A 14,173-nucleotide genomic window follows, 5' to 3' on the forward strand; every position below is an offset into this window, starting at 1 on the left:
ACCGTGCCCGCCGCAGTGTTGCGTAGCCCTTTGTGCATTGTTCTCTCCGAACGTCAGTGCAGAACTGCGACAGGTCGCATCCGCGCGACCGGCCGGACCAGGCCGTGGCGGACGAGGACGTCGAGGGCCGCGTTCACACCGCGGTCGTCGAAGTGGTGAGCGTCGGTGGGTGCGCCGTCGTCGTACCGGTAGCGCAGCGTTTTCCGTTTGAGCGGGTCGTCGCCGGAGATACCGCGGGCCACCAGGTCGGAGACCACGGTGCCGGCGCCGTGACAGGCGGAGTACAGGCTGGTCGCGGCGCGGTCACCGGCCACGGCCAGGTAGCTCGAGGTGCGATGGGTGCCGGGCAGCAGGACGGCCTGGCCGGTCTCCGCGAACGTCGTCCCCGGGGTCATCATCGAGGCCGGGAAGGCCCGGCAGGAGTTGTGCCGGTGCACGACGCCGGTCCGGTCGCCGACCGGTTCCTCGTAGATGCTGTTGTGCGGCGAGTCGACGACCAGCCGGCCGACGGCGCCGCCGAACGAGTCGGCCGCGATCCGGCGCAGCGCGGCGTACGTCGCGGTCCGGAACGCGAACCCGTAGTTCATCGCGGCCGCGGTCGCGAGCATCAGCCGCTGGCCCTCGTCACTGGCCAGCGGAAGCGGCGTACAGCCGGCGGTGAAGTACAGCCCGAGCCGGGCGCGCAACTGCGCGAAGGACCGTGCCGAGCGGAGGTGGAACCACGGCTTCAGCGCGGCGTTCACGGCCTTGATCTGTGCCGGGTAGTCCTTGCGGCGGAAGAACAGCCGGCCGATCTCGCCGGTGAACACCCCGCCACCGCCGTGGTACTGGATGGTCAGCTGCCCCTCGGCGACGCCGAGTTTCGCGGCCCGCTCCGGGTCCAGGATCTCCTCGACCCGCTGGAGCTCGACGAAATGGTTGGACGGGCCAATGGTGCCGAAGCGGTACCGGGCCAGCTGGAACGCGACCCCGGGCAGCTCGGCCCGCAACCGGTCGAGGCCGCCGTACCGCTCGAGGTCGATCCGGCCGCCCTCCTCGATCCGCTCCAGGTCCGCCGCCGGGGCGTCCCAGCGCTCGACGCTGAACTCGGAGCCGGCGCCGACCGCCCGGAGCACCTCCTGGCGGCTGAGCTCGGCGGTGCCGCGGGTCGGGTACGGGTAGCGTTCCCGGACCGCCCGCATGAACACGTCGACGGCCTTCTCGTCCGGTACGTCGGAGTCGACCGCGATCAGCGCCATCCCGCAGTTCACCGAGGAGCTGGTCAGCTCCGGACGGACGGTGCCGCGGGTCGCGACCGCGACACTCGACGGCAGCTCCATCTTCGACTTGTGGTGGAAGTCCGGCAGGACCACCGGTGGCGCCGCCAGGTCCGCGCCCTCGACACGATGTCCGAGCGCCGAGATCGGCGCCCGGCCCGCGGGAAGCAGGGTGGGGTCATCGAAGACCGTCGGGGGGATGGTGACGGTACCGTCGAGGACGCGGACGTCCGGTGGCGGGCTGGCCTCAGTGGTCATGCTCTACTCGCAGCCTGTTCGTCGTCGGGCGGTACTCCGGGACCAGCCGGCACAGGTGCCGGAACACCTCGTCGGGCCGGTTGTGCGCGGCCGCGTCGTACAGCTCGCGCAGCCCGGCCCGGAACCCGGCCGGCGGTGGCGGCGCGACGGTCATCGAGATCCGCGGGTGATCGGTCGGGGTGGCTTCCTCGCCGGCGCCGAACAGCTCCTCGGTGAGCTTCTCGCCGGGCCGCAGCCCGGTGTACCGGAAGTCGACGTCGCGGACGTTCAGCAGACCGGCGAAGTTCCGGACCAGGTCCACGATCCGCACCGGTTCGCCCATGTCGAGCACGTACGTCGCGGAGCCGTGCGACATCCGGGCCGCCTCCAGGACCAGCCCGACCGCCTCCTCGATCGTCATGAAGAACCGGCTGATGTCGGGATGCGTGATCGTCACCGGTAGGCCGCTGGCGAGCTGGTCGCGGACCACGTGCAGCAGCGAACCGCGGCTGCCGAGCACGTTCCCGAACCGCACCGCGGTCAGCACCGTCGTGGCCGGCTGCTGCGACTCCAGGATCAGCTCCGCCAGCCGTTTGGTTGCCCCGAGCACCGATGTCGGGTTCGCGGCCTTGTCGGTGGAGATCAGCACGAACTGTTCGACGTCGTGGGCGACGGCCGCCTCGACCAGGTTCTGGGTGCCGAGGACGTTCGACTTCACCCCCTCGCAGGGATGCCGCTCCAGGACCGGCAGGTGCTTCAGCGCCGCCGCATGGAAGACGATCTGCGGGCGGTGGTCGCGGAACAGCTGGTACAGCCGCTCGCTGTCGCGGATGTCGGCGACCACGGTGTTCTCGGTGTCCAGCAGCGCCTCGCCCCACAGCTCGAGATGGCTGCGGTGCAGGTTGGACTCGTCGTGGTCGAGCATGATCAGCTGCTCGGGACCGAAGCCGTGGACCTGGCGGCACAGTTCACTGCCGATCGAGCCGCCCGCGCCGGTGACCAGCACCCGCTTGCCGGCGATCGCGTCCCGGGCATGCCGGCTGACGACGTGCATCTCGGGCCGCCCGATCAGCGGGCCGACCTGCAGGGCCTGCATGTCGGTGCCGGCGATCTGCCGTTGCAGTGCGGACAGGAACGGCGGCAGGTGCAGCACGGTCGCGCCCAGGGCGGCCGCGCGCAGGCCGAGCTGCCTCACCTCGTGTGCAGGCATCGACGGGATGGCGACCACCACGACGTCGACCCGGCTGCGTTCGAGGACCTTCTCCAGGTCGGCCAGAGTGCCGAGGACCCGGCGCCCGCCGTACCGGCGGCCCCGCTTGGTGGTGTCGTCGTCCAGGAACCCGACCGGCTCCAGGCCGAACGAGCTGACCCGGTGCAGGTCGCGGGCCAGCGCGACCCCGGCCTCACCGGCGCCGACGACGACGGTCCGCAGCAGCAGGCTCCTGTCGCTGTTCTGTAACAGCAGAGGCTGAGTCATTCCGTTCCCTTTCCTGAGATGCCCCGATGCGCGATGCCGGTGACCGCCCTGCACACCGCGTCGACCTGCGCGTCGGTCAGTCGCGGATACATCGGCAGCGACAGCAGCTGGTCGAACAGCGCGTCCGCCCCGGTCAGCCCGGTCGACGGAATCAGCGCGGCCTGGCTGAAGTAGGCGAGCCGGTGGACCGGGACGAAGTGCACCGACGTACCGATGGCGCGTTCCGAGAGCGCCGCGATGACCTTGTCGCGATCACCGCCGCCGTTCAGCCGCAGCCGGACCGGGTACAGGTGCCAGGCGTGCGTGCCGTCCCCGGGTGCCGGGCGGTGCGGGAGCCGGACGCCGGGCAGCCCGGCGAGTTGTTCGTCGTACCGCGCCGCGATCTGCGCACGGCGGCGCTGCCAGGCCGGGAAGTGCGCGAGTTGCGCGCGGCCCATCGCCGCCTGGACGTCGGTCATGTTCGCCTTCAGGCCGGCGTCGGCGACGTTGTAGCGCCAGCTCCCGCCGGGCAGGTACCGGCGCCACGCGTCGGCGGTCATCCCGTGCAGCCGCGCCCTGCGCAGCCAGTCGGCGCGCGCGTCGTCGTCGGTGGTGATCATCCCGCCCTCGCCGAGCGGCAGGTTCTTGGTGGCGTAGAAGCTGAAACAGGTCGCGCCACAGCCGGAGCCGACCGGCACCACACCGGCGTACGTGCCGAGCGCGTGCGCGGCATCCACGACCACCCGGTCGAGCGGTACGCCGGCTGCCTCGGCCAGTGCCGGTACGTCGGCGACGTCGCCGGCCCAGTGCACGACGACCATCGCGGCCGGTCGCCCGTACGCCTGTGCGGCGGTGCGTACCGTCGCAGGCGTCGGCATCCCGGTGGCCGGGTCGACGTCGACCAGGACCGGCTGGAGCCCGGCGTGCACGATCGCGTGGACGGCGCCGCAGAACGTCATCGTCGAGCTCAGCACCAGCGACCCCGGCGGCAGCCCGAGCGACCGCAACGCGAGCTCGATCCCTTGTGTGCAGGACGAAACGGCCACCGCGTGCGTGGCCCCGACCGCGGTCGCGAACTCGGCCTCGAACGCCACGGCCTCGCGACCGGTGGTCACCCAGCCGGACTGCAGCACCCGCAGTGCGGCGGCCTGCGCGTCGGCGGTGATGTGACAGTCCGCGAACGGTACGGCGATCTCGCCGGCCGGTGCCGGCATCGTCACGACCCGCGGCACAGCAGTGATTCGGGTAGTCATCCCGATGCCCCCCTCGAAGCCCCCCACGGGCCCTGATGTCCCTCGACGCTACGGGCTGTGACCACGGCCCGCGCCCGCTGAGGAGACGAGAACCTCTACGTCAAGCGGATGACCCGGGGCCGGTGGCGATTACGGACCCCTCGGTCTCGTCGATGCCGGTCACACCGTGTGAGCGGGCAAAGGCGACCAGTGCGAGCGTCGAATGCTGCCCCGAACGGCGGAGCAGACTCTGGATGTGCGTCCGGATCGTGTTCGTGGACACGAACAGGTGCGCGGCGGCCTCGGCCCGGGTCATCCCGGACACCAGGCAGCGCAGGACATCGAGCTCCCGGTGGGTGAGCTGGTCCACGAACCCGGAGGCGGCCCGTTGCCGGCGTACGTCGCTCATCAGGTGCCGGAGGACCGGTTGCAACGTCGCCGGTGACAGGTACACGTTGCCGTCCAGCACCTGCCAGAGCGCCTCGACCAGCGCGCTCAGCTTCGTCGTCTTGGACAGCCAGCCGCGGGCGCCGGCTTCGAGCGCCTGCACGATCGACCGCGGATCCGTGCTGCCGGACAGCATCACGACGGCGGTCGGGGCGGGGTCGTTCGCGAGTTCGGCGAGCAGGTCGTTGCCGGACTCCTCGGCCAGCGAGAGGTCGAGCAGCACGATGTCCGGGCGGCCGGCGGCGATCAGGGTCCGGGCCGTGTCGAGGTTCGAGGCGACGCTGACCTCGCTGATGCCGGCTTCGGCCGCGAGCAGGCTCCCGAGCGCCTCGGCGAAGACGCGGTGATCGTCGACGAGCAGAACCGCGATCCCGTCCGGGCCGCTCACCGGTGCCCGTCCGCGACGAGCTCCTGGACGTCGACGAGTCCCGCGGAGGCGGCCGCGTGGGCGATCTTGCCGCGGGCGTGGACGCCGAGTTTGCGCAGTACCTGCTGGACATGGGTACGGACGGTGTGCGTGCTGACGCCGAGCCGGTCGGCCATCCACTGGGTGGAGTGGCCCTGCACCACGAGGCGCAGTACCTGCAGTTCCCTGCTGGTCAGCGGTTCGACGACGGCCGCTCGGCGGCGGCGCTCGGAGACCGGCCGGCCGGCGACCACACGGTTGCCGCCAGCAACTGACTCGACCGCGTCCACGAGCGTCAGCAGCGCACAGGACTTGCTCACCACCCCGTCGGCGGTCCCGCGGTCGTACGCGTCCCAGACGAGGTCGTCCTGCGGGTCGGCGAGCAGTACGACGTACGGCCTGGGGCGGAGGTCGCGGAGTCGCGCGGCCGTCGCCGGGGAATCGACGACGAACAGCTCCGGCTGTACGCCGTCGTCGAGCAGTTGGCGGGCGTCGTCGGTGGTGAGCACGACCTCGTGGCCGTGCCGGGCGAAGGCGGCCGAGAGGACCGCGGCGAACAACCATTGACCGTCGCAGATCGCCAGCCTCATGCCGACCTCACCGCGGGCTTGCCGGCGGGCAGGCAGAGCCGGACGGTGGTTCCGCTGCCGGGCAGGCTGACGATCTCGATCCGGCCGCCGAAGGCCCGGGCGGCGGCCGCGACCACCTGCAGGCCGTGCCCGGTGCCGGCGGCGATCTCGCCGAAACCAGGGCCGTCGTCCGACACCTCGACGGACGCCTCACCGTCGGCCGAGTCGACCCGCAGCTGGACCTGACCGCCGCTGCCGGCCGCGCGGCAGGCGTTGTCGAGCAGGTTGCCGACGGCCCGGCGCAGCAACGCCTGCTCGCCGGCGACCATGACCCGCGGAGCGCGCTCGAAGATCACCGGCACCCGGTACGTCAGCCGCACCAGGTCGGCGCACTCGCCCGCGAGCTGCGTCAGGTTGACGCCGCCGATCCGCCGCGCCGGCGTCTGCTCGAAGTCCAGCAGTTCGGCGATCGCCCGGAACTGCTGATGGATCAACGCCAGCCCGCCCGGGCCCACCAGTTCGGCGGCGGCCGGGTCGGACAGGAACAGCCCGGCGGCGACGTACTGCCGCAGGTCGTGGCACAGCTCTAGCAGGTGCTGTGAGTCGTCGTACCCGATCGTCGTTGGCGACGCGTCGGCAGCGCTCATGGGTGACCCCCCTCAGGTCCACCCGAGTCGGCCGCCCACCGCGGCCCACGTCGCCAAGCCCTCGACAACCACGGACGGTGACACACCGCCCCCGGATTCCCCGCCGAGCCCCCCAGGCCACGCGTCTCGGTCCCAGGCACCAGTAGAGGTCCCCACCAGGCAAAAGAGGCAGGGGATCGGCGTATACGTCATGATTCGGTCATGTTTGCGTCATCTGTTGTTCAGCTCTGTATGACGCCGAATCGTTACTGACCGTAATCAGGGCTGGTATTCGTACGCTCCGAGATCGTCGTACGGCCGGGGGCCTTCCGCGAAGGTGTTCGGGGTCGCCGGGTCGTCGACCCGGGGCAAGCCCCCGATGTCGGTGGACTGGGCTCCGGAGACGCCCGAATCGCCTCGATCGATCGCCGCAGAGCCCGCCTGGAGCCGGAGGTCCCAGGTCGACGCGGACGCGAACAACGGGTCGGCCTGGACCCCGTGCGCTTCCTGGTGGGTCGCGGCCTGCATGGCGGCGAGCGAGGTGTACGTCGTACCGAACGCGTACATCTTGCCGCTCTTCGTCAGCCAGACCAGGTTGTGATCGACCGTCGTCGAGGCGGGCGCGGAGTCCCAGATACCGATGTTGCCGGCCCGCCGTGAACAGGCGATGCCGTTGTACGTCGGATAGACGCCGTTGTCGACCGCGACGTTGTCGTAGACCAGGTAGTTGCCGGAGGTCCCCTCGACGTTGATGCCTGTCGTGCAGTTGCGGTAGACGGTGTTGCTGATCAGCCGGCCGCCGGTGACGTTGAGGTCGTCGATCCCGTGGTCGCCGTTGTTGTACGTCACGTTCAGCGCTGCCAGGTTGTCGTTGCCCCCGGGGTAGAACTGGATGCCGGAGTCCTCGTTGTCGTGGGTGACGTTGCGCAGCACGGTGTTGCCCGGGCTGATCACGTTGATCCCGTTGGCGTTGCGGCGGAACCCATCGGCGTTGAAGGCGGCGGAGTTCTCGCTGACCAGGATCCCGGTCGAGCCCGAGGTGATCAGGATGCCGGTGCCGTTGTTGTGGTTCACATCGTTGCCGCTGACAACTGACGAGGTGGACGAGCGAATACTGATCCCGTACGCCGTCTGGCCCGAGGCGGGCCGGCCCGCGCCGGTGACCGTGTTGCCGCTGATCGTGATGTCGTGGCTCCCGGACACATAGACGCCGTCGTACCGGGTCCCGGTGAAGGTAAGGCCGGAGACGGTGATGTAGGCGCGCGAGGTGATGTTCGCGCCGTAGCTCGCGGGCGCGATGACCGGGTGCCGGCCGGGCCAGGCGGTGACCGTGATCGGAGCGGACGCCGTTCCCGAGACCGCGGGTTTGACGGTCTCGCTGTAGGTCCCGTCACCGACGTACAGCGTGAAGCCGGGCGCGAGCTTGCTGACACCCTTGACGACGGTGCAGTACGGCGTGTCCGACGTACCGGGACCGGCATCGGAGCAGCCGGCGGTCCGGTCGACGTACACGGTGGTTGTCACACCACGGGCGACGAGCGGGCACGCCACCGCGGCCCCTGAGAGCAGGAGCACGCCGCCCAGTCTTCCAGCGATCCCCATGGCACCAGCGTTACTCCGGTTGGCGGCGGTTCGCATCGCCCAATTGGCGTAGGTCCTGTCTGGTGGTCCAGACAGGACCTAGTCGATCCCGCGCACCGGGCGAGAACGGGCTGCGTACGCCCGGCCGGCCGCGCCGCCGGCCGCGACGAGGGGGTGTCGTCGACCGGAACCGGTGCGGCGTCCGGAGCATGTGGGGTGCGTCCGGCGCGTCGGCGACGTACGCAGCATGTTCCCCTCCTGGCAGGGTGACGGCGGACATCGTCCCGCGGCAAGGGAGATGACGGGGCCGTCATCGAGTGGACAGGACTCGCGCGCTACGCCGGCAGCCGGAGTTCGAAGACGGCGCCGCCGTCCGCGGCGTTCCGCGCGGTGAGCGTGCCGCCGTGGGCGATCGCCGTGGACCGGGCCATCGCGAGGCCGAGACCGGTGCCCATTCGGCCGTTCGGCGCGATCCGGTGCCAGAACCGGTCGAACACCTGCGGCAGGTCGATCGGGTCGATCCCCGGCCCGGAGTCGGTGACCTCGACGCTGCACCAGCCCCCCGAGCGGGCGCAGTACAGGCTGATCACGCCGCCGTCGGGTGTGAAGTTGACGGCGTTCTCGACCACGGCGTCGAGGGCCATCTCGATCCACTCCGGGTCGGCGGTGATCGTGCCGGTGGGTGCACAGTCGACCTGCCAGACGTGGTCCGGGTTGGCGGACCAGTTGGCCGCCAGCTCGTGGACCAGGCGGCACAGATCGACCGGCAGGGTGGACAGCCCGTCGCCCGCGTCCATCCGGGCGACCGCGAGCAACCGGTTCGACAGAGCGGACATCCGGTCGAGCTGCAGCATCGCCACGGACAGGTCGGAGCGGACCTCCGCGTCCAGATCGGCGGCGGTCGCCAGCTCCAGGTGGCCGCGGGCGATCGTCACCGGGGTCCGGATCGCGTGCGAGGCGTCCCGGAAGAACTCGCGTTCCCGCTCGACCGCGCTCAGCTGGCGGTCGGCCATCCCGGCCAGTTCGGCGACCGCGGCGGCGCGCCTCCGGACGTGCCAGACCATCACCAGCAGAACCAGCGGCATCAACGGGATCTCGGCGAGCTCGGCGCTCGGCAGCCGGCCGTCCGCTGCCTGCCCGACCATCAGCCCGCCGCTGGCCAGCGTGATCGCCGCCGTCATCGCGAGCGTCGGGACCACCGGCCAGATCCGGTACGCGTAGGCGATCGCGACTGCGAGGAACATCAGGTGGAACGGCCCCGCCTCGTGGCCGGGGAGCGCGACCATCAGCCCGAGCATGCCGACCACGACCGCGGCGACCGCCACGTCGATCAGCACGCCGAACCGCTGCGCCGGCCTCGCGGTCCGGTACACGTCAGGCGCTCTGGAGCTGGTAGCCGACGTTGCGAACCGTCACGATCAGGTCCGACCGGAGCTTCGATCGCAACCGGCCGACGCAGACGTCGACGACGTTGGTGGAAGGATCGAAGTCGTAGCCCCAGACCTCGGACAGCAACTCCTGCCGCGAGCAGACGGCGTCCGGATTGCGCATCAGGTACCGCAGCAGCAGGAACTCCCGCTTCGGCAGCACCGTGGGCCGGCCGTCGACCAGCAACTGCCGGGCCTCCAGATCGAGCACCAGGTCGCCGACCCGGAGCTGGTTCTTCCGCCGGTTCGAGGCGTCCTCGCCGAGCCGGCCGCGGACCCGGGCGATCAGCTCCCGGATCGCGAACGGCTTCGCCAGGAAGTCGACCGCACCCTGCTCCAGGCAGCCGATCCGGAGATGTACGTCGGCCGTGGCCGACAGGATCAGCACCCGGAACCCGGGATCCTGCGCCAGCAGCGCCGACAGCACCGCCTCGCCGTGCATCCCCGGCATCACCAGGTCGAGCACGATCAGCGCCGGCTGCTGCTCGAGCGCCAGCCGCAGGCCCCCCAGCCCGTCGGTCGACCCCAGTACCTGGTACCCCTCCGCCTCGAGTGCCCGCCGTACGAACCGGATCAGGTCCGGCTCGTCGTCAATCACCAGAATCTTGGTCATCCGTGCCCCCCTCAGGATGATGACCACACATACCACTGGTCTTATTGTCGACTCTCCCGCCCGCCCACGGAACCCCCCGTAACACTTTTGTGCCACTCTCTGTTAATCACCCGTTCACCTCGGGTGTCTCAACTGACCCTCGACACTCTTCCGGTCGCGCTCTGTAGCCAACCTCCCTAGGCTGAGAGCCGCCGAGCCGGAGTACCGGCATCTGACCGTGGTGTCAGTGGGGTTTGGCATGCTGGTGGTGTGGGTGAGATCGAGGTGGTGGGTGGGGTCGCGGTCGAGAGTTTCGGGGCCGGGCCGGGGGTGGTCGTGGTGCCGGGGACCAATCGGCGGGCGCGTCATTACGAGGCGTTTGCCCGGGAGTTGGCGGGGGCGCACACGGTGCATGTGATCGAGCGGCGCGGGCGTGGGGCGAGCGCGGCGCGGGGTACGTCGTACAGCGTCGAGGCCGAGGTCGACGACGTGCTCGGGGTGCTGGAGCGGACCGGGTCGCGGGTGGTGTTCGGGCACAGTTACGGCGGGCTGATCGCGTTGCACGTCGGGCTGCGGCGGCCGCTGGACGCGTTGGTCGTGTACGAGCCGGGGGTCAGCCTGGACGGCTCGTTCGACCTGAGCTGGATGGAGGCGTTCAACCGCAAGGTCGCGGACGGGCGCTTCGTGTCCGCGATGACGACGTTCCTGAAAGGCGCCCAGCTGTTGCCGTTCCGGGCAACTCCGTTGCTATGGGCAATCTCCGTGCTGCTGCTCTTCGGGCGCGAGGAGCGGGACCTGATGCCGCTCACGCCGGCCGAGCTCGGCGAGATCGCGCGGCTCGACTCCGACGGCAGCCGGTACGCCCGGATCGCGGCCCCGACGCTGCTGCTCGGCGGCGCGAAGACCCCGGCGTACCTGACCGGCGTACTGCCGCAACTGGCGAAGATCCTGCCCAGCGCCGAGTATTCGATCCTCCCCGGCCTCGACCACAACGCCCCCGACGAAACCGCCCCGGACGAGGTGGCCCGCCAGCTCCGCCAGTACCTGGTCCGCCGCAACCGCTGATAGAGGAGATCTGTGGACAGGCCAGTTGGAGAGTTGTTGCGGGAGTGGCGTAGGCGGCGGAAGCTCAGCCAGCTGGACCTGGCGATCCAGGCGGACGTGTCGGCGCGGCACGTGAGCTTCGTGGAGACCGGGCGGACGATTCCGAGCAGTGCGATGGTGCTGCGGCTGGCCGAGCAGCTCGCGGTGCCGTTGCGGGAGCGTAATCGGCTGCTGGTCGCTGCCGGGCACGCCCCGGTGTACCGGCAGACGGCGCTCGACGACCCGGACCTGACGCGGGTCCGTGCGGCGCTCGAGCAGTTCCTCCAGGCGCACGCGCCGTACCCCGCCCTGGCCGTCGACCGGCGCTGGAACCTGCTGCTGGCGAACGACTCCTTCAACGCGTTCCTCCGCACCGTCGACAAGTCGTTGCTCGAGGCACCGGTCAACCTGATGCGCCTCGGCCTGCACCCGGACGGCCTCGCGCCGCGGATCGCGAACCTGGAGCAGGTCCGCGGCTACCTGCTGCCCCGTCTGGCCCGGCAGGCCGCGACGACCGGAGACCCGGTGCTGCATCAGCTGTACGACGAACTCGTTGCCCACGGCCCCGTCGTACCCGCGCTGCCGGACCCGGCCGAGATCGCGCTCCCGATCCGGATCCGGCACCGCGGCGTCGAGCTGACCTTCCTGACCGCGGTCACCACGTTCGGTACGGCGTTCGATATCACGCTCGAGGAGATCGCGGTCGAGACCTACCTCCCGGCGGACGCGGCCACGTCGGCGTACTTCCGGCGTACCTAACGCAGCGGCCGGAACGTCCGTTGCAGGCCGTCCTGCTCGAGTTTCGCGACCAGGCTGGTTTCGATGTTTACTTGCTGAGGAGCACTCCGGAGACCGCGAAGGTGGTGGTGCCGGACTTGAACGTGAGCACCGCCTGGGTGGCGCTGTCCGGGAGGTGGCCCTTGAACGTGATCGTCCCGTGGTCGCTGCCGCCCGCGTCGATCCGGCTCGGCCAGGAGCTCTTGCCCGGGTCGGCATGCAGTGCGGTGCCGTCAGCGGCGGTGAACGTCGTACCGTCGATCGGGATCGTGAACGCCTGCTTGCCGCTGTTCCCGACCTGGACCTCGATGCGGGTGAAATGGCTCGTGTACGTGACGTTCTCGACCGTGACGCTGATGCCGGAGCCGGCCTTCGCGACCGGTTTCACCAGCCGGTCGGCGCCGGACTCGTTACCGGTCAGGTAGCCGGACACGTACTCCGTCCCCGCGGTGAGCGCGAACCCGCCGACGCCGATGCCGACCAGGACCACGCCGATCGCGATCAGCACCGACACGTCGAACCGGCCCGGCCGGTGCGGCTTCGGGGCAGCCGCGTCGATCAGCGCGAGCACCATACCGGTGACGAGCGCGATGCTGGGCGCGACGAGCCAGCCCAGCATGCTGCCGGGGCCGGCGGCGAAGAAGCCGGCGATCAGGTTGACGACCAGGCCGAGTACGACGATCCCGCCGGAGACAATCAGGACCCGCGACAGCCGAACGGTACCGACCGCTTCGTGGTCCGCATCCGGGAAGTCTGCGTGCTGGTCTGCGTGCTGGCCTGGGTGCTGGTCTGAGGGTTGGTCTGGGTGCTGGCCCGAGTCTTGGTCTGGGTGCAGGTCTGAGTGTTGGTCGGTGGGTTGCTGGTCGGTGCCGGCTCCGCGCCGGTCGTCGCCCGTACGGCGGTCTGTTGCAGCGGGCCAGCTGTCGGACTCGTTCCAGTTCGGCGCCGACTGTTCGATCTGCCCCGACACCTCCCACGGCGACCGCACCGGCTCCGGGTTGTCCGCCGACGGGTAAGCCGCCCACGTCCCCCCACCCCGCCCCTCGAACCCCGGCACCAACCCAACAGGCCCGTCCTCCCGCCCGACGTACCCACCACCACCCTCCGGCGCGAACAGCCCCGCGCTACCGGCGGGATTGCCAGCTGCGGCGTCACCGGAGCCAACTCCATCCGGCGGACCCTCAGGCGCGAACGGACTCCGGCCTCCGTCGCTCGGCGGGTAACCATCCGTCCGCGGGGCGGACCCGCCGGCTGCTGCGAGACCATCGGGCGCGAACGGGCTCAGGCCCGCGTCGTCCGCGGGGTAGCCGTCATCGGTTGGGATGCTGTGGTCGGTTGGGATGGTCGGGTGGGGTGGGGTGGTGTGGTCGGGTGGGAACGGAGTGGCGGGGTGCGGCTGGTCGGTGAACGGTGGGCCGGGGTGGTACTCCGCGGGGGCGGTGCTCGGTGGGAGACCGTCGGGTAGGGGTGGCGTCGTGGCTGGGGGTTGCGTCGGGGCGGCGGCGCGGTGGGAGGTTGGTGCGGGGGCTGGTGGTTGGGCGGGGTCCGCGTTCGGCGGGTACGTCGGTGCGCGGTGGGAGGCCGGGGCGCCTGGTGGGGCTGCTGGGGCCGCAGCTGAGTCGGTGGGGGCGCGGTGTGAGCCCGTGGACGGGCCGGCCGGCGGGGCTTCGGTGGACGAGTGGAGGTCGGGTACGGCGGCGTACACGTCGTCTCCGAGTGGATCCGCCAGAGCCGGTGCGTCGGCGGGTCCGTAGGACGCGACCCCGTCGACGGGTGCGTAGGACGCGGCCTCCTCGGCGAGTGTGTACGGCGCGGCCTCGTCGGCGGGTGCCTCGGCGTGCGGCAGCGCGCTTGCGGGGTCGGCGTACGAAGGGGTGGCGTATGGCGGTGGGGTGGGCGGAGCGGGGTACCGGGGCTCGGCGTCGGGGGAGGTGTGTCCGCGTTCGGCGGGCATGCGTTCGGGGGCGGAGGGCGGGTCCGCCTTGGGGGTGGTGTGGAAGGTGAGGATGGAGCGGCCGATGTGGATTCGGTCGCCGGGAGACAGCGGGGTGGGGGTGGTGAGGCGGTGGCCGTTGAGGCCGGTGCCGTTGCGGGACTCGTCGTGCAGGATCCAGGTGCCGGCGTCGCGGGTGAGGCGGGCGTGGATGCGGGAGATCTGGTCGTCGGCCTGCAGGCGGATGTCGGCGTTCGAGGCGCGGCCGATGGTGATCGTGGTGGCGCCGGGTGGCAGCGGCCAGCGCTGGTCGCCGGCGGACAGCACGAATTCGGTTTCCACACACACCCCAGCGTCGTCCCGTCGCGCCGCGCGAGCCGCACGTCCCGCGGCGGCCGATCTCCGGCGCCCCGCAGCCGCACCTCGTCGCAGCATCCCGTCTCCGGACCGTGCCCCGCAGCCTTGTCGAGCGGCCTGCGGAACTCCGGTCCGTCTGCGCGATTCTGCCATTCGCACCTGCACCAGAACACCAGCAGTTCGCTGACCGCGCA

Annotated in this window: 12 protein-coding genes; 2 read left to right on the forward strand and 10 right to left on the reverse strand. The window is 70.9% G+C overall.

All coding sequences use genetic code 11. The annotated features are described in order from the left end of the window. Positions 1-53: 53 nt before the first annotated feature. The 9 genes from JOF29_RS32505 to JOF29_RS32545 form a co-directional block, all read right to left on the reverse strand. Positions 54-1,514: an RtcB family protein gene (locus tag JOF29_RS32505; protein ID WP_209698202.1), complete on the reverse strand. Its 1,461-nt coding sequence runs from the start codon at positions 1,512-1,514 to the stop codon at positions 54-56. Further along, entirely contained in the window at positions 1,504-2,970 is a 1,467-nt protein-coding gene (locus JOF29_RS32510) for a polysaccharide biosynthesis protein (protein ID WP_209698203.1), read from the reverse strand. Before JOF29_RS32510 ends, JOF29_RS32505 begins: the two co-directional genes overlap by 11 nt. Continuing rightward, positions 2,967-4,202: a DegT/DnrJ/EryC1/StrS family aminotransferase gene (locus JOF29_RS32515; RefSeq protein ID WP_209698204.1), complete on the reverse strand. Its 1,236-nt coding sequence runs from the start codon at positions 4,200-4,202 to the stop codon at positions 2,967-2,969. The genes JOF29_RS32510 and JOF29_RS32515 overlap by 4 nt, the downstream gene beginning before the upstream one ends. 100 nt (positions 4,203-4,302) lie before the next feature. Further along, positions 4,303-5,016 (reverse strand): response regulator transcription factor, encoded by a 714-nt coding sequence (locus JOF29_RS32520; RefSeq protein ID WP_209698205.1) that lies wholly within the window; start codon positions 5,014-5,016, stop codon positions 4,303-4,305. Then, the gene (locus JOF29_RS32525; RefSeq protein WP_209698206.1) at positions 5,013-5,624 is read right to left on the reverse strand and encodes a response regulator transcription factor; all 612 of its coding nucleotides are present in this window, start codon (positions 5,622-5,624) and stop codon (positions 5,013-5,015) included. The genes JOF29_RS32520 and JOF29_RS32525 overlap by 4 nt, the downstream gene beginning before the upstream one ends. Continuing rightward, a complete protein-coding gene (locus JOF29_RS32530) occupies positions 5,621-6,250 on the reverse strand; it encodes a sensor histidine kinase (RefSeq protein WP_209698207.1) in 630 nt (209 codons plus the stop codon). The genes JOF29_RS32525 and JOF29_RS32530 overlap by 4 nt, the downstream gene beginning before the upstream one ends. Before the next feature lie 258 nt (positions 6,251-6,508). After that, positions 6,509-7,831 (reverse strand): right-handed parallel beta-helix repeat-containing protein, encoded by a 1,323-nt coding sequence (locus JOF29_RS32535; protein ID WP_209698208.1) that lies wholly within the window; start codon positions 7,829-7,831, stop codon positions 6,509-6,511. Between the two features lie 314 nt (positions 7,832-8,145). Next, positions 8,146-9,183 carry a sensor histidine kinase gene (locus tag JOF29_RS32540; RefSeq protein ID WP_209698209.1) on the reverse strand — a complete coding sequence of 346 codons (1,038 nt, stop codon included), beginning with the start codon at positions 9,181-9,183 and terminating at the stop codon, positions 8,146-8,148. A gap of 1 nt (position 9,184) precedes the next feature. Further along, positions 9,185-9,850 (reverse strand): response regulator transcription factor, encoded by a 666-nt coding sequence (locus JOF29_RS32545; RefSeq protein WP_209698210.1) that lies wholly within the window; start codon positions 9,848-9,850, stop codon positions 9,185-9,187. Between the two features lie 249 nt (positions 9,851-10,099). Here JOF29_RS32545 and JOF29_RS32550 point away from each other — a divergent pair, with 249 nt between their 5' ends. Both JOF29_RS32550 and JOF29_RS32555 read left to right on the forward strand, forming a co-directional pair. After that, positions 10,100-10,894, forward strand: coding sequence for an alpha/beta fold hydrolase (locus tag JOF29_RS32550; RefSeq protein WP_209698211.1), 795 nt, complete (start codon positions 10,100-10,102; stop codon positions 10,892-10,894). 12 nt (positions 10,895-10,906) lie between these two features. After that, on the forward strand, positions 10,907-11,671 hold the full coding sequence (locus tag JOF29_RS32555) for a helix-turn-helix domain-containing protein (protein WP_209698212.1): 765 nt from the start codon (positions 10,907-10,909) through the stop codon (positions 11,669-11,671). A 67-nt stretch (positions 11,672-11,738) separates the two neighbouring features. On the opposite strand, the gene JOF29_RS44875 is transcribed toward JOF29_RS32555, so the two are convergent. Continuing rightward, on the reverse strand, positions 11,739-13,964 hold the full coding sequence (locus JOF29_RS44875; protein ID WP_209698213.1) for an FHA domain-containing protein: 2,226 nt from the start codon (positions 13,962-13,964) through the stop codon (positions 11,739-11,741). Positions 13,965-14,173: the final 209 nt, after the last annotated feature.

This window comes from Kribbella aluminosa (genome assembly GCF_017876295.1).
GTDB lineage: Bacteria > Actinomycetota > Actinomycetes > Propionibacteriales > Kribbellaceae > Kribbella > Kribbella aluminosa.

What these genes read in the sequence shown, in the direction of transcription:
- JOF29_RS32505 (WP_209698202.1), bottom strand. Translation starts at nt 1,514, where the DNA reads ATGACCACTGAGGCCAGCCCGCCACCGGACGTCCGCGTCCTCGACGGT.
- JOF29_RS32510 (WP_209698203.1), bottom strand. Translation starts at nt 2,970, where the DNA reads ATGACTCAGCCTCTGCTGTTACAGAACAGCGACAGGAGCCTGCTGCTG.
- JOF29_RS32515 (WP_209698204.1), bottom strand. Translation starts at nt 4,202, where the DNA reads ATGACTACCCGAATCACTGCTGTGCCGCGGGTCGTGACGATGCCGGCA.
- JOF29_RS32525 (WP_209698206.1), bottom strand. Translation starts at nt 5,624, where the DNA reads ATGAGGCTGGCGATCTGCGACGGTCAATGGTTGTTCGCCGCGGTCCTC.
- JOF29_RS32530 (WP_209698207.1), bottom strand. Translation starts at nt 6,250, where the DNA reads ATGAGCGCTGCCGACGCGTCGCCAACGACGATCGGGTACGACGACTCA.
- JOF29_RS32535 (WP_209698208.1), bottom strand. Translation starts at nt 7,831, where the DNA reads ATGGGGATCGCTGGAAGACTGGGCGGCGTGCTCCTGCTCTCAGGGGCC.
- JOF29_RS32545 (WP_209698210.1), bottom strand. Translation starts at nt 9,850, where the DNA reads ATGACCAAGATTCTGGTGATTGACGACGAGCCGGACCTGATCCGGTTC.